Below are 19,996 nucleotides of genomic sequence, written 5' to 3' on the forward strand. Positions count from 1 at the left end.
CGTTCTTCGTTGCTGAGCGTGACTGTATATTTTTCTGGCATCGGAAGTTTTGGGTTTTAGCCAGTTTCCCCGATCCCTGTTTATCTGTCAAAACTATCGTGGTTAACTACTAGGTCTAAGACTGCTTTGAGCAAAATAAGTCCCTTGAGTTCGCATCTTGCACCGGACGGTTGAAAGCGCACCAGCAAGCACGCAAGCGAAACTTGCCAGCAGCAGGTTACAGAACCTTTAATGTTCGCTTAGTTCGCGCTTTTCTGGGCGGGGATGTTTGTCTGGATGCCAAAGTTGCTAATCTAGTACCGTTGCTCAAAAAAACGGCTGAATAATCAGATGGAAAATATTGATTGGATGAATGTTACGGCAGGCGGGATGGCGATCGCAATTTTTATCGGCGGGTTGACCATGATGTTCACGGATCTTTGGACTCGCAAGAAAAAATAATGGATATCGTCTCCGGGTGAATACTCCGATTATTTATTCGCCCCTCTATTCATCGCACATCCATCGCACATCGCTTTAAGCTTCATCGCGCCTCTATTTCTAAGTTAAAGAAATTTTCTTGCGGAACGTTGGCTTCTGTCAGGTCGGCACCCTTGAGCATCGCCCGACTCAAATCCACATCCGTCAAGTCTGCCCCACTTAGGTTGGCTCCCCTTAAATCCGTTCGCGTCAAGTCTACCCCCCTCAAGTCGGCTTCACTTAAGTTCACCTGCTTCAAGCTAGCTCCCGTCAAGTCTACTCCTCTCAAGTCGGCTCTACTTAGATTGGCTCCCTTCAAGTCGGCTCGCGTTAAGTCTACTCCTCTTAGATCCGCCTCGCTGAAGTTCACCAGCTTCAAAATGGCTCCCGTAAAGTCCGCCCCTCGTAAGTCGGCTCCGCTCAAGTTGGCATCATCCAGGTCAGCTTTCCTCAAGTTAGCTTTGCTTAAGTCTACCCCTCTCAAGTTTGCTCCTCGTAACTTTGCCCCTCGCAGATTGGTCGCCCTTAAGTCGGCTCCGCTCAGATTGACTCCGCTCAAATTAACCCCAGGCAGGCATACACCCGCAGCAATCAAGTAAGCTCCAGCTTCACTGGGGTCAAACTCGTAGGGAAATTGAGTCTCTTGCGTGTAGACAGCTTTTTCTAGAATGGTTCCCCTCAGCTTGGCTTTACTCAAATCGGTTCCAACCAGATTGGCACCCGCCAAGTTAACGTTCTCCAAATTTGCGCCGACCAGATTTGCTCTCATCAAATTTGCTGCTTTCAGGTCGGCTGACTTTAAATAAACTCCACTGAGATCGACTTCACTCAGGTTGACGCCGATGAGTAAAGTGCCAGAGGCAATCAAGTAAGCCCCCGCTTCCTGAAGGTTAAAGTCTGGAGGGAATCGAGTCTCTTGATTGTAGACAGCCTTTTGTAGGATAGCCCCCTTTAGCTCGGCTGCGCTCAAGTCCACTCCTACCAGGTTCGCTCCAGCCAAGTTAGCATTTTCCAGATTAGTTCCAACCAGATTCGCCTTTTTCAAGTTGGCTCCGCTCAAGTTGGCTGCTGTTAAATCTGCTCCAATCAGGGTGGTTCCACTCAGGTCTGCTTTCGTCAAGTCTGCCTCGCTCAGATTTGCTAAATTGAGACAGGCTCCACTTAGATTTGACCCATTCAGGTTTGCCTCTGTTAGGTCTGCTTCTATGAGATCTGCATAACTGAGGTTCGCCTCGCTGAGGTTTACCCTTCTTAGGTCTGCTCCCCTCAGCTCCTTCCCTTTGAGAAAAGCTCCCCTGAGTTCAGTTTCTTTCAAGTCTACAATCACGGCGTATGCCCCCTGGGTTTGTGCCCCCTTAGGTATTGGCTATTCAAGTCAGCTCGAATAGGTTTTTCCCCGCTCGGATTTTCTGGAAATGTTTTTAATTGTTTTTTCAGCACTTTAAAAATAACCGCTTTCAACTCTTAAGTTATTATTCCCAGTGCTGAGCAGCTGATTACTAATCATACGCGAAGTACAACTTTTCACTCGCCTGCCGATCGAAGGTAGATGAGCAGCCGCCGAGCGATCGCGGCATACGCTAGCAAAGAAATCGCATGGTAAAGTTTACGAGCGATCGCAACACTCAGTTTTCTGCTTGTCAAATTCCTCCTGTTTCCAATTCACCTAGCGCTCAATCGTGACTCCACCCCTTCGAGAATTTCAGGTGGTTAGTCTTGGCTGGCTGACCAATCTTTGCGTCTGGGTTGGGTTGAAGTGGATGCACCCCCAACAGCAGCCAGTGTTTCGCTCTATTGACTCTCCAAGGCTGCACCTACGCTCCCGCACGGGCACCTACGGCTTTTGAAGGGGTTCAAGAATTTTGGAGAGTCTTGCAGGTCGTCTGCTTGACCCTAAACTAGCAGTTGTTTCCCGAAAACAGGCTTCATCGCTATATGATCCGAGTTTAGAGTTCAAATCCCAGACTGTTCTAAGGAGTCTGGGGTTTCATCTTTAAAAATTAGTTGAAAGTGCTATACCTGGGTTGTTGAAGGGGTCACGATTTCCTCAGAAGTATTCACTGCTAACGGTAAAATGACAGTGAAGGTGGAGCCAATGCCTACTTGTGAAACTAGCTCTATTCTTCCTTGTAATAATTTTACCAACCGCGAGACAATCGCTAATCCTAAACCTGTACTTTCCGGAAGGAAAGACTTTTCTTGGGGAATAGAGCGAAAGTAGGGTTCAAATATACGAGCTTGGTCTTCTGGAGGAACGCCGATTCCCGTATCGCTGATAGCGATCGCCCACTCTTTATCTGATAGCGTTTGGCACCTTAATTTAATCGTTCCAGAGTCGGTGTAACGAATCGCGTTACTAAAGAGATTAGTAATAATTTGCTGTAGTCTCAGCGGATCTGTCAGCACCCGATCGGGGGCGCATGTTGGGTGTAGTCCTTCTCGAAGAGCAGCACAGCTATCGGCGCTAGCTGAATCGTAATCAACGATTATCTGTAGCTCCTTGGAATCCGCCAAAGGTTCTACCATTTCCAGGATATTCTGAATTAAAGAGCGTACATCTGTTACAGATGGCTGCAATTTCATTTTCCCCGCTTCATAGCGAGAGATTTCCAACGCATCGTTGATTAATCGAAGTAGCTGTCGTCCATTTCGTAGCACTTTCTCAATGTGTTCTAGATTCGGAAGGTTATCACTCTCCTCCTGCTTCCGTTGTTGTTGGCGCAAAAATAAATCTGAGTAGCCAATAATGGAAGTAAGGGGAGTTTTCAATTCGTGGGCTAGATGAGAAAGGTTATCTTTATTCGCCCGAAGCAAACGAGTTAATTCTTGATTGGTCAATTTTAACTGACTTTGCAGCTGTTGGAGTTCGTGCAATCGCTCATCCATATAGCTTTTAAAACATTGAGCGATCGCTTCATCCACTACTGTATCAATCAGACGAATGACTCGGATTATCTCAATCGGTGATGAGTCTAGCAACTCTCCCTCTAAGGTGGAAACGATTGTCTCCCGTAAAATTCGGTATTCACGGACAATTTCTACTGGATCGTAACCTTGTTCAGCCCGAAGTATACCATGTTCTAAACTTGCATCTACTAACGACTGAACATCACTGTCTTGAAACTTAGAAAGTACAGTCGCTAATGCCTTGAGGACACGGGGGAGGCTGTCGCGCAAACCCTTGTAAGATAATTCTGCTGCGGTCTCAATTCGACTATCAGCACGGACAGCTTCAATCCATTTCTCTACAATCGTGGCAGATTTATCGATCAGTAATTGACTAAAATCCATCATTTTTTGGCGCTATTGACTCGTTTACAAATGCTCTCCATAGACTAAGATTAGCTTGGGGAGTAGCTAATTTGTTTTTCCTTCTTGTTTTCGCGCCCAAATACTTCGGCTATAAGCTCTTAAAATGTTTTTAATCAAAAGCCACCCTAAGGGTTAAAAACTTCATTTTCAGGCGCTCATTTCTTCCTGTACGCGGAGATTAGCGCAGGGAATTACTTCTATTAAAGCTAAGTTTTCAGTAAAAATTCTTGTTGGGTTAGTATGTATTTCTAGTTGGGAGTCTAGTAAGGCTTTAAACAATAAACGTTGACCAGGGAAAACAATCCGTTCAAAGCTTAAGTCTTGAGTATTATCAACTCTAACAATTTGAATCTTATTTGTGCAATTTGTATAAAAACAAAGTATTTGTTCGGAAGGTTCAGAAACCAAAGAGGAGAATACTGACATCATATTGGGTGCCTTGAACGAACGATAAAATTGGCTGATTAACAAGATAGATAATATAAACTTCGACTGCTTCAAGCGGCTTCTACCTAAAGATGGGGTTGAAGGAAGGCAAGATGTAGTAGAGAATACAAACATCACTAGAATGCCTCAAAAAGTTCGTAAACTATTGTGAATTTGATGGAGAAGCGATCGCTAGAAAGCTATGTCTTCGGAAAGGTGGACTGTCTTAAAAAGGCGTGCTAAACTTATCGGTTAATCCGAGTAAGTCAGCCTAATTCAGCGTCTTAGCAAGCGATCGCTCTGTATAAGCGCTGGAACGGAGGAACCAATTAATGGGGCGTATCTCTGCCAGGAGTAAGGCAAAAGGTGTAAGGCGGAATAAAAAACTGTTTATTCATCCTTCATCCCTTATCCCTTAGAGAAGAGCATCTCTCAGCTCTAGCCCGTCAGCTAACTTCGTAGGCATTGAGAGGAGACTGAAGAGTCAGCATTTTTCATTTTTTGAAATGTTCTGAACTTGTCAGTGTCCCGGCTGGTACTGCTCTACTTTTTGTACCTGAAGAGTGACTCTGAGGAGCTTCATAATGATATTGCAGCTGAATTTGTCTGCGATTGCAGTTGCTGGACAGGTAGCCTGGAAACGGGCAAAACCCGTTCTGATTCGGGATGTCGTCGTCCTCCCCGCCCTTGGTTTTTTAGGAATTATCGTTCTGTGGTGGATTGTTGCGCTTTTCAAGCATGAATTAATACCCACCCCACCAGAGGCGTTCGTCAAGAATTTAGACTACATTCTGAACCCCTTTTACCGACGGGGTCCTGGCGATCTAGGGATTGGTTGGTTACTACTGGCAAGCCTTCGACGAGTATTGCTGGGATTTTTGTTAGGTGCAGTTGTTGCCATTCCCATTGGATTTTTGATTGGCATGTCCAAGCAAGCAATGATGGCACTCAATCCCATAATTCAGATTTTCAAGCCGGTATCGCCGCTAGCTTGGTTGCCCATTGCTTTAGCAATTTTTAACCTAGCAGATCCGTCAGCAATTTTTGTTATCTTCATTACCTCTTTGTGGCCCACCATTATTAATACTGCTCTCGGTGTTTCTAGCGTTTCCAAAGATTACCTCGATGTGGCAAGGGTGCTAGAAATGCCCCGCTGGCGACGAATTACCAAGATTATTTGGCCTGCCAGTTTGCCTTATATCTTTACTGGTTTACGGATTAGTTTGGGGATTGCATGGCTGGTCATTGTCGCTGTAGAAATGCTCACGGGCGGCATCGGGATTGGGTTTTTTGTGTGGGATGAATGGAGTCGCTTAAACCTAAGCTCAGTATTTTTGGCAGTGGTAGTGATTGGGCTGACAGGACTACTGCTGGACTACGCCCTAGGCAAAGTTGAAGCTTTGGTTACTCACCGTCGCCCTAGGGCAACCTCTGTCTAATAATTTTCTGTAAACCTCTGTTGAGTAGGGATGATTCTGCTCTAACAGAAATCGCTAGTGTGAGCGAGACTCACGGGCGTCGTGGTAACGATGATTGCTCAAACGAGTGGGTTGAGAGACATAGTACCTACGGCGTCAATTTTTTCAGAGAACTCATGAGCAGTAATGGCTCAAACCTAGTGGCTTGAGCTGAGTGGAAATGGATCGCAAGGACGAATTATGAGTGACACCACAAACTGGACGCGACGAAAATTTCTGGAGGGTATGGGTGCCACAGCAGCAGGAATGGCACTATCATCTTGTGCGATTAGCGGCGATCGCTCAGCGAAAGGACTCACTGAAGAATCCGCATCCATCAAACAAGTCGTAGAGCCAGGATCGTTAGAAAAACCCGATCTGATTGTTGGCTATGTGCCGGTGAATGATTGTGCGCCGTTTGCGATCGCTTGGAAAAAAGGATTTTTCCGCAAGTACGGTCTCAACGTCCAACTTAACCGGGAAGCTAGCTGGGCAACCTCTCGTGACGGCGTAATTTTTGGTCGCACTGATGCCGCCCCCGTAGTCTCTGGTGCCGTCACCAACGCCAGAATCGGTGCTGAAGGCGCACGCCATGCCCCTCTCTGCGCCGCCATGACCATTCACCGACACGGTAACGCCATGACGATGAACCGGAAAATGTGGGAAGCAGGTTTGCGTCCCTGGCGGGAGTATAACGGCGATTTAGAAGCATTTGGGAAGGATTTCCGCAGCTACTTTGAGAAGCAGCCGCGAGAACAACGAGTTTGGGCAGTTGTCCTCAGTTCTGCCATTTACGAATACTTCGTCCGCTACCTATCCGCCGCCGCCGGAGTCGATCCCCTGAAAGAGTTTCGCGTCATCATCGTTCCCCCACCGCAAATGGTGACGAACGTGCGGATAGGAGCGATGCAAGCCTACATGGTGGCAGAACCTTGGAATACCCGCGCAATTACCGGAAATGAAGGTGTTGGTTTTACCTTCGCTCAAGGCAAAGAAATTTGGTTGGGACACCCAGATCGACTGCTGGGTGTGATGGAATCTTTCATCCAAAAAAATCCCAAAACTTATCGTTCCCTCGTCAAAGCGATGATTGAAGCTTGCCAGTATTGCAGCAAGCCTGAAAACCGCGAAGAAGTAGCAACACTTATTTCCGAGCGTTCCTTTACAGGTGCTAAACCCAAATTTACTCGTCCCGCAATTATTGGCGACTACAATTATGGCGGTTTTGATGGTAAAGCTCGGATTGCGAAAGCCGAGGACAGTACAATCTTCTTCGATATCCCTGACAACATTCCCAAACGTCCAGGAGAACATTCGACATTTCTCTGGCAATCTGAAAGTCTCTGGTTAATGACTCAAGCAGCTCGTTGGGGACAAATCAAAGAATTTCCAAAGAATGCAGAAGCACTTGCCAAACAAGGCTGGAGAACCGATCTCTATCGAGAAATTGCCACAGAAATGGGCATTGAGTGTCCCCAAGAAGATTACAAAGTTGAAGTACCGGAAGTATTTATTGATAAGAAAGGTTTTGACCCCAGCGATCCAGTTGGATATATCAATGGGTTTGAGATTCGGGCAAACCGTCCCGCTCGTTTCTTCTTATCTTAATTAGTTGCACTTGTTACTGTTCAAACGGCTCGGCTGAGTTTTACTTTTTGGCAAAAGCCAGCCTCGTTCATACCTTTAAAATTCTCAAGAGTTCGTCCCCAGAAGGAGCATGATATGACTAAATCCACCTCATTCTCAACGGATGCCAATAATCAAAGTGTCAACCGCACTGGATTTCTGGAAATAGAAAATCTTTGCAAGTCCTATCCCACAGCCGATGGAGGTGAATTTGTTGTTCTGGATGGCATTAATCTTAGTGTGAGTGAAGATGAATTTATTTGCGTGATTGGTCACTCTGGCTGCGGCAAATCAACGCTTCTCAAAATGGTTGCTGGGTTAGAAAAACCGACTTCCGGCTCCGTGCAATTAGAAGGTAAAGAAATTCGTAAACCTGGTGCCGAGCGCATGATGGTGTTCCAGCACTATTCACTGCTGCCGTGGTTGACGGTGAAAGAAAATATCCGTCTGGCGGTCGATGAAGTGCTAAAAAATGCCTCCCGTGCTGAAAAAATTAGCATTGTGAACGAACACTTGGCAATGGTGAATTTAACAGCAGCCGCTGACAAATATCCTGATGAAATTTCTGGCGGGATGAAGCAACGGGTGGGGATTGCTCGTGCCTTGGCAATTCGCCCCAAAATGTTGTTAATGGATGAACCTTTTGGGGCACTCGACGCCCTAACGAGGGGCAAATTGCAGCAGCAGGTATTGCATATTTGGGAACACCAACGGCAGGCGGTGATGATGATTACCCATGATGTAGATGAAGCGCTGTATATGTCTGACCGAATTATACTGATGACCAACGGCCCCCACGCGAAAATCGGGGAAATTTTGGACGTGCCTTTTAAGCATCCACGCGATCGCCAAGCCCTCCGCAACTCCCGCGAGTATTTTGAATTGCGTAACCACGCTTTGAACTTCCTCGATGAATATTTCAATCACGACGAGTAGACGAGCCATTGGTCAACTGTTTATCAAAGAAAAAACAACTGAACTGGAAACACGCTCTATTGCGTTTCTAACCCATTAAAACCCTTACTTAAGTTCTTGCAAAGCTAGCCTAATTACTTCAGGAGGTTTGAGTTTGTGAATATTAAGTCAATGTTAGCCCGTCTTGAAAGCGCAATGGGTCGTCAGGATGTAGTTGAACAAATGGTATTACTACCAGAGCCAGCTTCCCCCACTTCCAAACGCGCTAACGCTGCTAAATCAATCAATTTAGTCGTGGGCTATAATCGCTCTCCTAGCAGTCAAACCGCTCTGGATCTTGCCCTATGGATTGCCCATCAAACCCGGTTAGTTACAAAGGCGCAAGTCACGGTTCAAGTCGTTTACGTTGTCGATGAAGAGCAAAGCAGCCATTGTCCACATATCTGTAACAGGGGTGATGCTAGACGCCCTTTAAGCCAACAGTTTCCCCTAGAGTCTCTAGAAGCATCGACAAGAAAGTGTGCCACACCTGTTTTAACTCAACCTACCCCTGTGGAACTAGAAGCACGCACACGAATAACGGAGATAGATCCTTCCTATTTGAGGGCAATTTTCTATCAAACGAATCCTTTTGAGCAAGCAGATCGTATCCTATCGCAAGCCCGTTGTCTGGCTGAAGAATGGAGAGGTTCTTTCAAAGCTCATCTACGGTTTGGTTGCATTTCTACAGAACTCAGAAAAGTTGTTGAATCAGAAGCTGCGACTTTATTGTTGCTGGGCTGTACCTCTGCCAATCATCCAATCGTTCAGAAACTAGGTTCTAATTTTCCTTGCGCGGTGTTGGGTATTCCCAGCATCTTGAATTCACCGGATATTTCAAGTTGTTCCTCAGATTTCCAATCAGTTTAATCGTTGAGCGGAAATTTTTACATAGGAAATTAGAGGAAAACCATCGGGATTTAAATAATTTTGATTTGTTTCTACCTTTTCCCGATACCTGAAAAAGCACAATTAGAGATCGCCTAAAAGGTTTCTATTGCACTTCTATCTGATTTGTGAAGAGAGTCTCTTCTAAAAAACTCCGTTAGCGATCGCATAGCACTGCGGATGCGTTATTCTTCGCTTTAGATGCAAAGGAAGCGAAGAACACAAGCGGATAATTTTACAACCTACAACAAAAATAAAAAGGCAAATGCATCAAGAAAATTGCTCCTTTCTTTAGCATTTTGCCTTTTTATCGTCCCAAGCCGACCATCGCTCAAGCCGACTATCGGCTCCTGAAAAAGAAATTCTGAAAATTAGTACTGAATCAGATGGAGTACATCACAAACCACACTATCGCTCTTTTGTCACTCTAGGCAGAGGAAAAGTGGAAATCGGTTGACTCAAGAGCTGTGGGAACAACTCCCCTGAACCGATCCATAAAAGCAATTAAACCCTGAAAGCCCGCATCTAGCTCAGGGATAGGAAAGATTTTTAGCCAAATCTTCATAAGATTAAAAGCCACAAAAGGTTGGAGAATTAAACGTAGATAGCGCTAGCTCCTCCCGAAAGGAGGCTCGCCTTTGCATCAGACGGGAAAGATAGTGGTTTGCTGACGGCGGGTGAAATACTGGATTTGTACGCACGATCGGAGCGAACTGCCTTCGACACACCGCACAGTTCGTCTTTAAAAGCCGAATTGGTGGTTTTGAGTGCTTTTGACACGGGAAGAGGTCGGATTACAGGCGATGGCGTCATCAGGCTGTCTCGTGTTTTTATTTCCGCTAGAGTTCCTAGTGTTCAAGTGTCATTATGGGCGATCCCTGCTGCCCCCACTTCTTTCCTAATGACGAAGTTTTATAATAATCTCCAGGGAAATCCAGACAGAGCCGCTGCGCTGCGAAGTGCCATGTGAAAAACTCTGAAAACATACCTGAACCCATTAGACTGGGCGGTATTTACCCTGATCGGCGAAGCGCAGTGAAGGGAAATATTTGAGTAAGATTGAAGTCAATACTTTTCGGTTAATCTCTCCCCAACCCATAATTATCTGTGTGAAGGGTAGAGCTACTAAGCGTTACCCATCGAACTCTTCTCAATGTTGTGGGTTGCGTTCCTCAAACGCCACGCCCCCAACGCGGAGAACTCATCTACACGGAGTGGCTTACCAGCGTACGAATGACAGGGTTTCATTCATTTCTCCGACTTAACTCCCAGCAATCCTCGACCTAGAAGCTCGTGCATCGGATTGTGAATTCTAGAAGAATTGGGGCGAGTATTGCACAAAGTGCATCTGAAGAGCGCGATCGCGTTTTTATTTAGATAAGGTCATATTCTTGCGGAAATCCTCGAACTCAGCATGTAGGGGCTAGCAAAAGCGGTAGCGACTCTTTGTCATTCATCTCGGAAAATTCCCAAATGAATGACAGACTTTTCGGATCGGTACAGCAAAGCCCTGGGCTATCATCGACCCATGCGGTAACGTTTAAAGGAAAGGGGTACGTTTAAGGGCAGAAAGGGGTATACTCCGGAAGGGTATATGTTGCCGACTGAACTGCCCGAAGTGGAGAATCGAAATTTGCCTACTCATCCGTTTTGGCGATGATTGGCACTTCACGATTGGCATAAACTCAAACAGTGTTACAGCCAATTAGTTTTATAGAAAAAATAATTTTACCATCCCCTAAAAGGAATGCGTTCGCCTATGGGTTTTATATAGCTGTAGAGAGAAAAGTGCATTAACACATCTTGTTAAAATAAATGCATTGAAAGTGCCTAAAATCTGCTTTTTGAGGATAGCTTGGAGATAAGGCTAGGCAGGGCAATCTAAATTTGGTTTTTTGCCGCCTCGCCACTTTTCTAATTGAGAGTAGAAAAAAAATCGGTGCATTCTTACCAAGTATCTGGCTACCTGCTACCTGCAACACAAGCTGGGGTGACAGTTCCAGAAGTGGCAACGAGCGACGTGTTTCTTCCCAGGAATTAGGCAAATGAAAGTCGCTGTATGTGAAATCAGTCTATTGCTGAAGGCAAGCTATATTAAAGTGAAAAAAGAAAAAGGAAAAAGGATAAAATATTTAGTTTTACCCTTGGCCTTTTGGATGTTGCCTGCGATCGCTCCAGGAGGCGTCGATTGGGCGATCGCGCAGGCACAAATTGTGCCAGATCAAGACCCCACCAACAGCACGAACACCATTGTCAATACCAATGGCAACAGTTTCGACATTACTGGGGGAAAAACCTCCAGTAATGGGGCAAACCTTTTTCACAGTTTCTCCGAGTTTGGGCTAAACGCCAACCAAGTTGCAAATTTTCTGTCAAACCAAAATATTAAAAATATATTGGGTCGCGTCACTGGCGGAAACCCCTCTTTTATTAACGGTCTGCTCCAAGTTACGAATGGCAATTCCAATCTATTTCTAATTAATCCATCTGGCATTGTATTGGGTGCCAACGCCAGCTTAAATGTAAACGGAAGCTTCATCGCCACCACTGCTACAGGAATTGGTTTTGGCAACAACTGGTTCAATGCATCTGGTAACAATAATTATGCTGCCCTGGGGGGAGAACCCAACGCCTTTGCCTTCACCAACGCTCAACCCGGTGCAATTATCAACGCAGGGCATCTGAGTGTAGGCGCGGCAAAGGATATTGCTTTACTGGGTGGTACCGTAGTAAATACTGGAACCCTGACAGCTCCTGGCGGTAATATCACCTTAACAGCCGTACCTGGTGAGAACATAGTACGCCTGAGTCAACCAGGGAATCTACTAAGCTTAGAAATTCAACCCATAGCAGCAGCCGGTAGCCAGCCGGAAAATTGGACATTGCCAGTTGCTTCCATCCCAGAACTGTTAACGGGAGGCGGTGCCGGGAGTGCCACTGGGCTAACAGTCAACAGCAATGGTCAGGTAGTGTTAACGGGATCTGGGGTTAGCATTCCCACAGATCCAGGCACTGCGATCGCCTCTGGCAGTCTCAACGTTTCAGGTCAGACTGGCGGCACGGCGCAGGTCTTGGGCGACAAAGTCGGGCTGGTTAGTGGCAATGTTAACGCTTCAGGCACCAATGGTGGCGGCACTGTCCTCATTGGAGGGGATTTTCAGGGGAAAGGCACCATTCCCACTGCCTCTCATACATACATCAGCAGTGACTCTACGATCAATGCTGACAGTTTGCTCAACGGAAATGGTGGTCATGTCATCGTCTGGGCAGACAAAGTAACTGGCTTCTATGGCAAAATCGGTGCTAGTGGCGGCACTAATCAAGGTAATGGTGGCTTCGTCGAGGTATCTGGCAAGGAAAACTTGGCATTTAAAGGAGAGGTCAATGTAGGTGCCCCTAACGGGGTAGACGGTACCATTCTGCTCGATCCAAAGAATATCAAGATAGTCAATACAGGTGGTACGAACGACGATCAACTCAGTGCCGATACTCCTACAGGAGACTTAGCAGGGCAAATTTTATCGGCTGATGGAGGGGATGAGGTAGACTTCACCATCTCCAAGAGCTTACTCGAAAATCAGACTGGTAATGTCTTACTACAAGCAACGAATGATATTACCATCGACAACGGTGTGTCGCTGGACTTTTCTTCTGGTGGCTCGATTACCTTTACTGCCGACGCGGATAAAAATGGTGCCGGGTCTTTTTCAATGGATCAATCGCAATCCATCACAACTTCCGGGGGAGCGTTAACCATTACAGGCGCAAATGTAACTGTTGGAGAGATTAACACTTCTGTTAAGGGCAACATGGGCGGTGCTGGTAGTGTAACGTTGACCGCACAAGACGGAAACATTAAAACTGGCAACATCATAACGAAAGCTACAGGTGGCCCCAACGATGGTGGGAATGTAACGTTAACTGCGAAGGGTAGCATTACGTATAACAAGATAACGGCGGGCGCTTCCGGTAATGGAAAGTTCGGTCAAGGCACTGATGGCACGATTACTTTAACAACGGGTACAGCAGCCCCCATAAAATACACGGGATCTACGGGATCTGCCCAACCTACCAAGGTAGGTACAGATATTGCCCCAAATCCGGGCGGTAATACAGGTGGCATAGATACGGGTGGCAGCGGCACGAATGGCATAGATACGGGTGGCAGCGGCACGGGCGGCATAGATACGGGCAGTAATACAGGTGGCAGCGGCACGGGCGGCATAGATACGGGCAGTAATACAGGTGGCAGCGGCACGGGTGGCATAGATACAGGTGGCAGCGGCACGGGTGGCATAGATACAGGTGGCAGCGGCACGGGTGGCATAGATACAGGTGGCAGCGGCACGGGTGGCATAGATACAGGTGGCAGCGGCACGGGCGGCATAGATACAGGTGGCAGCGGCACGGGCGGCATAGATACAGGTGGAAGTACCGGCGGCATAGATACGGGCAGTAATACAGGTGGCAGCGGCACCGGCTCATCCGGGGGTACGGGTGGCAACACAGGCTCCTCCGGTGGCACGGGGGGCGGCACAGGCAAAAACACAGGCTCCTCCGGTAGCACGGGGGGTGGTAGCACCGGCACTGGTGGCACGGGCAAAAACACAAGTTCCTCTGGCGGTACGGGTGGAAGCACAGGCAAAAACACAGGCTCCTCCGGTGGCACGGGGGGCGGTAGTACCGGCACTGGTGGCACGGGCAAAAACACAGGCTCCGGCAGCCCTAGCAACGATCAAGCAAGCAAGGGAGATGACGGAACAAGTCAGGGAGATAACTTATCCGGCTCAGGAAACGATCCGGTTTCCACCTCTTCCGGCAAGGAAAATTCATCATCACGAAAGGTGGATGCGGAATCATCTTCACAAACTGATGCAAGTGAATCTGTTGCAGTTCTGGAAGAATCCTTCACCCGTGAATTTGAGGAATATTTGGGTCAGCAGGTTGATTCTCAGACAACCACACTGGTAGAGGCTCGTAATATTTTGCAAAAAATTGAGAAAGCGACTGGGGTGAAACCGGCACTCATCTATGTAACTTTTGTACCCCAGACGATTGCACTCGATCCGAGCCTACTAGATACGACGGCTTTCAATGGAACTAAGTCACTACAGCCGTTAAATCAACCAGAAAATGTGCAGCAATCTAGTTCCCTAAGTAAGGTCAATCGGGCAGGGCGTAACAATAGCGACCAGTTGGAAATATTGGTAGTGACTTCTGATGGTGTACCAATTCGCAAACGGGTTCCGGGGACAACGCGATCGCAAGTAATCAAGGTTGCCGATCAATTCCGTGCCGAAGTGATTAACCCCCGAAGACAGAAGGCTTACCTGGCTCCAGCCCAAAAACTTTATAAGTGGATGATTGCACCCATTGAAGCCGATTTACAAGCGCGGGGTATCCAGAATATGGTCTTCCTCGCAGACAGTGGGTTACGCTCCATCCCGATTGCCGCTCTCCACGATGGTCAAAAGTTTCTGGTGGAGAAATACAGTACGGGGCTGATGCCCAGTCTTAGTTTGACGGATACTCTCTTCAAAGACATTAAAAATTCCCAAGTTCTGGCAATGGGAGCAGAGAAGTTTCCCGAACAAAGCGCTTTACCATCAGTGCCCCTGGAGTTGTCAATGATTACGCCCCAGCTGTGGAAAGGCAAAGCCTTCCTTAACGATGCCTTCACCCTCAAGAATCTGAAGTCTCAGCGCTACTCGCAGCCTTTTGGGATTGTCCATCTAGCAACTCATGCCGAATTTGAATTAGGCCCTCCTAGCCAATCCTACATTCAGCTATGGGACACGAAACTGCGATTGAATCAGCTAAAGCAAATGGGCTGGAACGATCCACCTGTAGAGTTATTAGTGCTGAGCGCCTGTCGCACAGCGTTAGGCAATGAACAGGCAGAGATGGGCTTTGCTGGATTGGCTGTGCAAGCAGGGGTGAAATCGGCAATGGGAAGTCTGTGGTACGTCAGCGATGAAGGGACGCTGGGACTGATGACCAGTTTCTATTCACAATTGAAAAAAGCCCCCATCAAAGCGGAGGCACTACGGCAGGCACAGATATCGATGATTAATGGAGAAGTAAGCATTGAGGGAAACAAAATGCATACTTCCAGAGAGGATATCTCGCTACCTCCGGAGTTGGCAGGGTTAGGAGAGAAGAAACTCTCTCATCCCTATTATTGGGCAGCGTTTACGATGATCGGCAATCCTTGGTAAACAATTAAAAACGCCAAATTAAACATTCTCTGATTTTTAATTTGGCGTTTTTTTGAATTTTTAATTGCTTAATACCCACGAGCGCATCAGAGCATTTACTTGTTCTGGTACCTCATCATGGGGACAGTGACCTGCTTGTAAAAAATGCTCTGTCAGTTGAGGATAGTATTGGCGAAATTGCTCCGCTCTATCTCTTGCATTCATCCAGGGATCTGCTTCTCCCCACAACAGCAACAGCCGGCAGCGCATCTGCTTTAATAAAACGTCAACTTTTTCGCCTTGAGGCGTTCTGAAGACAGAAGCAAACACTTGAGCAGCACCGGGATCGCAAGAGGGGCGATAGATTTCTTCCACCAACCGATCGGTGATCGCACTCTGGTCGAGATAAACTTTCTGGAGTGTATTCCGAATGACTGAACGTTGTCGCGCATACTGGAACAACAGAAAACTAGCCCAGGGTTGGCGAAAAAGTGACTGAACGACTTCACCCATCACTTTTTGGATAGGGTTCGGTTGAGTCGGCACCTTAAGATTGGTGAACGGGCCAGCACTATTGAGCAATACCAATCCAACAGCGGCTGATGGACGTTGGGCTGCCACGCAAAGCCCGCAATAGCCGCCTAGAGAGTTTCCTGCTAACACAACTGGCTGACGAATCACGTTAGTGATGAAATCATACAGTTGGTCTCGCCACAAGTCGCCACCATACTCCCACTCCGGCTTGGCTGAACGACCAAAGCCCAGCAGATCGATCGCCCAAACTTCAAAATCCTGACTCAGTTCAGTAATATTCTTGCGCCAGTGGTCTGTAGAGGCACCAAAGCCATGAATCAATAATAGGGGCGGGCGTTCGGGTTGCGGTTGTCCTGCCCGTACATAATAGATGGATTGCCCCCGCCATTGCCAATAAGTGCCGGGAATGGGGACGGTAGAGGCTGCTGGGGTTGCCTGCATGTCACAAAAATGTTAAGTAATGTTAACTTCTTTATTTTAGCTTCTCAGGAAGGCTGGATGCCCTTAGACATTCAGTAGTTCTGTCTAAGGGCTTGGTTGCTGCATCCCCGTTAGTTATGTTGAGGAAAGGTTTTGCTCAGGCGTAGGGGAAATGCTGGAGCGATCGCCTCCTCAGAACGCATAAGTATTGAGTAATATAAAAAAAGCAGCTAGAATCTTAACATTTGCCTTGAGCGACCCAACTTCAGATGGGGTAACGTAGGCGCGTAGCGGCTTTCCGTATGGTAGTACGCAAGCTGTGTTCGCATCACATCCGGAGTAGAGAAGGGGAGAGTTCAAGTAGCGTTTATCAATCGTAGATCAGTAACGAAGAGGGAAGAGCAGTGTCTGTCGAAACCGTACAAAAGCCTTCAACAGTCCGTAAACTCGCACCTCGTTATCGTGTGTTGCTCCATAATGATGACTTCAACCCAATGGAGTACGTGGTGCAGGTTTTGATAACGACGGTGCCTGGTATCACGCAACCTCAGGCTGTCAGTATCATGATGGAAGCTCATACCAATGGGCTTGCTCTCGTGATTACTTGCGCCTTGGAGCATGCGGAGTTCTATAGCGAAACATTGAACAACCACGGATTGACCAGCACCATAGAACCAGACGAATAAAATACGCCCAGGCAACAAGTAAGAGGCAAGAGGTTGTTAAAAATAAACTTTGTCCGTTTAGCCCAGTACCCGGCACCGGCGCGGCTGGGCTGTTTTGTGCTGAGTTTACTCTTGCTCTGGTTGCCGGTGGCTGCACCCATTTACTTACTCTTGAGTAAAGATCCCAACTTAGTCACCATCCTGGCGATGGGGCTGTTGTTTGCAGCGTTTCTCCTGCTTGTTCGGTGGTGGGGTCAGAAAGTCTATCAGCAACCCCAGCTACTGAGACGCTATGGTTTACAAGGAACGCGGCAAAATGCCAAAGAGCTTTTCTCTGGACTGGGTGTTGGCGTCTTGATTACTTTCAGTCTGTTTGGGCTGGAGGGGCTATTGGGTTGGCTGGTGTGGCAGCCTCCGACAATTCCATTAGCCAAGCTGATTTTAGAAGGGTTAGCGAGCGCGCTGGGTATCGGTTTTGCAGAGGAATTGGTATTCCGAGGCTGGCTGCTAGATGAGTTGGAACGGGATTATCGTCCCCGTGTATCTCTTTTGGCAGATGCTTTTATCTTTGCGCTGCTACATTTTCTGAAGCCGCTGAGGGAGATTTTTCGGACTTTGCCGGGATTTCCAGGGTTGTTGCTGCTGGGATTAACCCTGGTTTGGGCAAAGCGCGGAAGCAAGGGGCGTCTGGGACTTTCGATCGGTCTGCACGCTGGCTTGGTTTGGGGATACTACATCATTAATGTGGGGAATCTGGTGCAATTTTCTGGTCAAGTTTCCGACTGGATTACTGGTGTGGACAAAAATCCCTTGGCGGGGGTAATCGGGTTGGTGTTTTTGAGCGTTTTGGCGTTTGGGATGCGGAAGCGATCGCATTCACTACACTCGCCCCAATAATCAACAACCATTGATCCTAGACTCAACCTATAGCATTACCCAATCTGGCTTCTGGAGTGGGAGAGTCCCTCTTTATCGGCAAACGGAAGTCTCTACTTCCCTGCGTGTCTCCCCCATCTAAACTCTTTGGAGAGAGGTTAACCGAAAAGTATTATAAAACTTAGTTGTGGCGGATTCGGTAAGCGGCTCTTGAGGAGCAACGACGAGCGCAAATATTCTTACCAGATTGCCCCTCGCCGCTTCAAGTCACGCTTCATTGCTTCTGAAAGTCCTGTATTCTCTCCAAATCGAGCTTTTTCCACTTTTACCGTGCCTAAATCCGCATCGCTCAAATTGGCACGACGCAGGTCAGCGCCGCTTAGGTCGGCACCCATCAAGTTTGCACCTATCAACGTGCCACTACTCAGGTCAGCACGACGCAGGATAGCATAACTCAAGTTCGCCTCACTCAAGTTGACACTACACAAGGAAGCATCAATTAAGTTGGCGCGACAAAGGTCGGCTCCAATCATTTGAGCCTCATTGAGTTGGGCACATAGTAAGTTGGCACTGTTGAGGTTAGCACCAATCAAGTTGGCACCCATCAAACAGACTTTAATGGCGTCAGCTCTGTTGAGATTGGCACTGAGCAAATTGGCACCGCTCAAATCAGCCATATTCAAGTTGGCTTTATTCAGCTTGGCACCCGCGAGATCGGCACCAATCAGATTGGCACCCAGCAGCAGCGTACCCAGCAAAATCGAACCGCTTAAGTCGGCACCATGTAGGTCAACGCCACTAAGATTAGCACCCGCAAAATCTTTAACGGGATTTAATCCAGCAATTTCTGCTAATTCAAGGAAGTTATCTGTATCTGCCTCTACAACGTGTAAGATCAAGTCTTTCAGTCGCTGGAGAGATTTCTCATTAGGCACATTCAAACTCTGTCCGGCTTTCATTAGGCTTTTGTTTGGACCTGAATAGGCAGAGGGCAATCATTCTCTCTATTACCGCCCTCTTGTTACGACTAATATGCTTCAACCCCAGTTCCTCGACATCCGGATATTCACTTACAAATTGGTTATTTTGCTCTAGTTGAGCCAAAATTGCTTCTAAGGATTTATCGAGACTGTCTGTTGACTCCTCATCAACCATCTCTAGGTGGGATTTTTTAGAATTTGAGTATTGCATTTTTTACCTCAACATCATTTAGCTTAAGTAAACCCATTCTAAAAATAACATTGCACTGCGATCGCCGGGGAAATATCCACTAAAATTTACGTGAATTTGAGGGTTCATCAAGTTATGGAAAAGTAACAAACTCCTTTTCGTCTAGATGTCTGAAGCTGCATGAGTTGTAGAAAAAAATTTTGATTCTCAACCAGTAAAACAAAAGCAATATTTAGTATGTTTTTATACTTGGGTACTTGGATTTTGATTTCTGGATTGAACTCGCTCGAAAAAACTTTACGGTTGTTTTTGTCTAAAGTTCTATTGGTTGGCATTTCCTCAACAAAATAGCTGGGATCGTTACGGGCAGACATTTATCAGACTCAGAGAAAGAAGATTTAACCTCGACCTGCTGGAGGGACTTTGGGCGATCGCTTATCGAGCGATCGTGTTGCGTAGCCGACAGCATATGCTGCAATTGAAGTCGCTATGTAGCGATCGCATCGGTTCAGTTGCATCAGGGGAACACCAAGCGAAATTACTATGTAACCTATAATACTTTTGCCTACTGAGATTCCCTTTGCTCGAAATGCCTTTTTAGTCAAGTTTCTATCAAATTGCATAAAAGAATAATTGTGAATCCACGCTTCTCGATAGAAGGCGAATCTGACGATTTGCTGACACTTTAACAAAGTAGTAATTTCTTCTGAATGTCAAAAAATCTCAACTCAGTTGCTGCCAACTATTGCCTTTACGAAGGGCAATAAATTTATACCTATCCCTAATAATTCATAAAGGTTGCCAATAAATTGTCAAAGCTCAGCGTCGGTTTCTGGGATGACAAGCTTGACATTTTGAACGGGAAATGGTTTAAGAACGGGGATGCTTATCTCTTGCAAAACCTGATTGAAGTCCTAACTGAAGTAGGGATACGATCCCACTACGTAGATTTCGGCTTAGTTTTGAAAGAACCCAAACCTGTTTTCTTCGAGAACAGGTTTGGGTAAGCAAC

General features: G+C 46.8%; 15 protein-coding genes, 1 pseudogene and 1 riboswitch. Of the genes and pseudogenes, 11 read left to right on the plus strand and 5 right to left on the minus strand.

Translation table 11 applies throughout. From position 1 onward, the window contains the following. The first annotated feature begins 170 nt into the window (after positions 1 to 170). Positions 171 to 326 (plus strand): hypothetical protein, encoded by a 156-nt coding sequence (locus H6F52_RS10130; protein WP_190534256.1) that lies wholly within the window; start codon positions 171 to 173, stop codon positions 324 to 326. 197 nt (positions 327 to 523) lie between these two features. Here H6F52_RS10130 and H6F52_RS10135 read toward each other — a convergent pair whose 3' ends face one another. After that, positions 524 to 1,786, minus strand: a complete 1,263-nt coding sequence (locus H6F52_RS10135; protein WP_190529352.1) for a pentapeptide repeat-containing protein — start codon at positions 1,784 to 1,786, stop codon at positions 524 to 526. 352 nt (positions 1,787 to 2,138) lie between these two features. Between H6F52_RS10135 and H6F52_RS10140 the strand changes: the two genes are divergently transcribed. Beyond that, entirely contained in the window at positions 2,139 to 2,306 is a 168-nt protein-coding gene (locus H6F52_RS10140; RefSeq protein ID WP_190534259.1) for a hypothetical protein, read from the plus strand. Positions 2,307 to 2,472: 166 nt separating this feature from the next. Here the strand turns inward: H6F52_RS10140 and H6F52_RS10145 are convergent, their stop codons facing one another. Together H6F52_RS10145 and H6F52_RS10150 are read right to left on the minus strand one after the other, a co-directional pair. Further along, positions 2,473 to 3,750 (minus strand): ATP-binding protein, encoded by a 1,278-nt coding sequence (locus tag H6F52_RS10145; protein ID WP_190534352.1) that lies wholly within the window; start codon positions 3,748 to 3,750, stop codon positions 2,473 to 2,475. Between the two features lie 168 nt (positions 3,751 to 3,918). Further along, entirely contained in the window at positions 3,919 to 4,200 is a 282-nt protein-coding gene (locus tag H6F52_RS10150) for a DUF1830 domain-containing protein (protein WP_199300502.1), read from the minus strand. A 255-nt stretch (positions 4,201 to 4,455) separates the two neighbouring features. Next, a riboswitch (cyclic di-AMP (ydaO/yuaA leader) is annotated at positions 4,456 to 4,677 on the plus strand. 104 nt (positions 4,678 to 4,781) lie between these two features. On the opposite strand from H6F52_RS10150, the gene ntrB reads away from it, so the two are divergent. From ntrB to H6F52_RS10180, 6 genes and pseudogenes are all read left to right on the plus strand, one after another. Then, complete coding sequence (gene ntrB, locus H6F52_RS10155) at positions 4,782 to 5,636, plus strand: nitrate ABC transporter permease (RefSeq protein ID WP_190415145.1); 855 nt, start codon at positions 4,782 to 4,784, stop codon at positions 5,634 to 5,636. Between the two features lie 219 nt (positions 5,637 to 5,855). Then, the gene (locus H6F52_RS10160; RefSeq protein WP_190534262.1) at positions 5,856 to 7,262 is read left to right on the plus strand and encodes an ABC transporter substrate-binding protein; all 1,407 of its coding nucleotides are present in this window, start codon (positions 5,856 to 5,858) and stop codon (positions 7,260 to 7,262) included. Positions 7,263 to 7,376: 114 nt separating this feature from the next. Then, entirely contained in the window at positions 7,377 to 8,216 is an 840-nt protein-coding gene (locus H6F52_RS10165) for a nitrate ABC transporter ATP-binding protein (protein WP_190534265.1), read from the plus strand. Between the two features lie 135 nt (positions 8,217 to 8,351). Then, positions 8,352 to 9,104, plus strand: a complete 753-nt coding sequence (locus tag H6F52_RS10170; protein WP_190534268.1) for a universal stress protein — start codon at positions 8,352 to 8,354, stop codon at positions 9,102 to 9,104. Between the two features lie 649 nt (positions 9,105 to 9,753). Further along, a pseudogene (locus H6F52_RS10175) lies at positions 9,754 to 10,161 on the plus strand (CHAT domain-containing protein); the annotation flags it as partial. A gap of 1,006 nt (positions 10,162 to 11,167) precedes the next feature. Next, on the plus strand, positions 11,168 to 15,340 hold the full coding sequence (locus tag H6F52_RS10180) for a CHAT domain-containing protein (RefSeq protein ID WP_190534272.1): 4,173 nt from the start codon (positions 11,168 to 11,170) through the stop codon (positions 15,338 to 15,340). Positions 15,341 to 15,400: 60 nt separating this feature from the next. On the opposite strand, the gene H6F52_RS10185 is transcribed toward H6F52_RS10180, so the two are convergent. Continuing rightward, positions 15,401 to 16,294, minus strand: coding sequence for an alpha/beta fold hydrolase (locus H6F52_RS10185; RefSeq protein WP_190534275.1), 894 nt, complete (start codon positions 16,292 to 16,294; stop codon positions 15,401 to 15,403). Positions 16,295 to 16,677: 383 nt separating this feature from the next. Between H6F52_RS10185 and clpS the strand changes: the two genes are divergently transcribed. Beyond that, a complete protein-coding gene (clpS, locus tag H6F52_RS10190; RefSeq protein ID WP_190415151.1) occupies positions 16,678 to 16,959 on the plus strand; it encodes an ATP-dependent Clp protease adapter ClpS in 282 nt (93 codons plus the stop codon). A 42-nt stretch (positions 16,960 to 17,001) separates the two neighbouring features. Then, positions 17,002 to 17,835 carry a type II CAAX endopeptidase family protein gene (locus H6F52_RS10195; RefSeq protein WP_347276204.1) on the plus strand — a complete coding sequence of 278 codons (834 nt, stop codon included), beginning with the start codon at positions 17,002 to 17,004 and terminating at the stop codon, positions 17,833 to 17,835. 218 nt (positions 17,836 to 18,053) lie between these two features. Here H6F52_RS10195 and H6F52_RS10200 read toward each other — a convergent pair whose 3' ends face one another. Beyond that, positions 18,054 to 18,773 carry a pentapeptide repeat-containing protein gene (locus H6F52_RS10200; protein ID WP_190429621.1) on the minus strand — a complete coding sequence of 240 codons (720 nt, stop codon included), beginning with the start codon at positions 18,771 to 18,773 and terminating at the stop codon, positions 18,054 to 18,056. A 539-nt stretch (positions 18,774 to 19,312) separates the two neighbouring features. Here H6F52_RS10200 and H6F52_RS10205 point away from each other — a divergent pair. Continuing rightward, positions 19,313 to 19,540, plus strand: coding sequence for a hypothetical protein (locus H6F52_RS10205; protein ID WP_190534277.1), 228 nt, complete (start codon positions 19,313 to 19,315; stop codon positions 19,538 to 19,540). The last annotated feature ends 456 nt before the right edge of the window (positions 19,541 to 19,996 follow it).

Origin of the sequence: Coleofasciculus sp. FACHB-542 (assembly GCF_014695825.1) — a bacterium.
Lineage (GTDB): Bacteria > Cyanobacteriota > Cyanobacteriia > Cyanobacteriales > FACHB-T130 > FACHB-T130.

Coding starts and splice junctions, on each gene's coding strand:
- H6F52_RS10200 (WP_190429621.1), bottom strand. CDS start 18,773: ATGAAAGCCGGACAGAGTTTGAATGTGCCTAATGAGAAATCTCTCCAG.
- H6F52_RS10160 (WP_190534262.1), top strand. CDS start 5,856: ATGAGTGACACCACAAACTGGACGCGACGAAAATTTCTGGAGGGTATG.
- H6F52_RS10180 (WP_190534272.1), top strand. CDS start 11,168: ATGAAAGTCGCTGTATGTGAAATCAGTCTATTGCTGAAGGCAAGCTAT.
- ntrB (WP_190415145.1), top strand. CDS start 4,782: ATGATATTGCAGCTGAATTTGTCTGCGATTGCAGTTGCTGGACAGGTA.
- H6F52_RS10145 (WP_190534352.1), bottom strand. CDS start 3,750: ATGGATTTTAGTCAATTACTGATCGATAAATCTGCCACGATTGTAGAG.
- H6F52_RS10165 (WP_190534265.1), top strand. CDS start 7,377: ATGACTAAATCCACCTCATTCTCAACGGATGCCAATAATCAAAGTGTC.
- H6F52_RS10185 (WP_190534275.1), bottom strand. CDS start 16,294: ATGCAGGCAACCCCAGCAGCCTCTACCGTCCCCATTCCCGGCACTTAT.
- H6F52_RS10150 (WP_199300502.1), bottom strand. CDS start 4,200: ATGATGTCAGTATTCTCCTCTTTGGTTTCTGAACCTTCCGAACAAATA.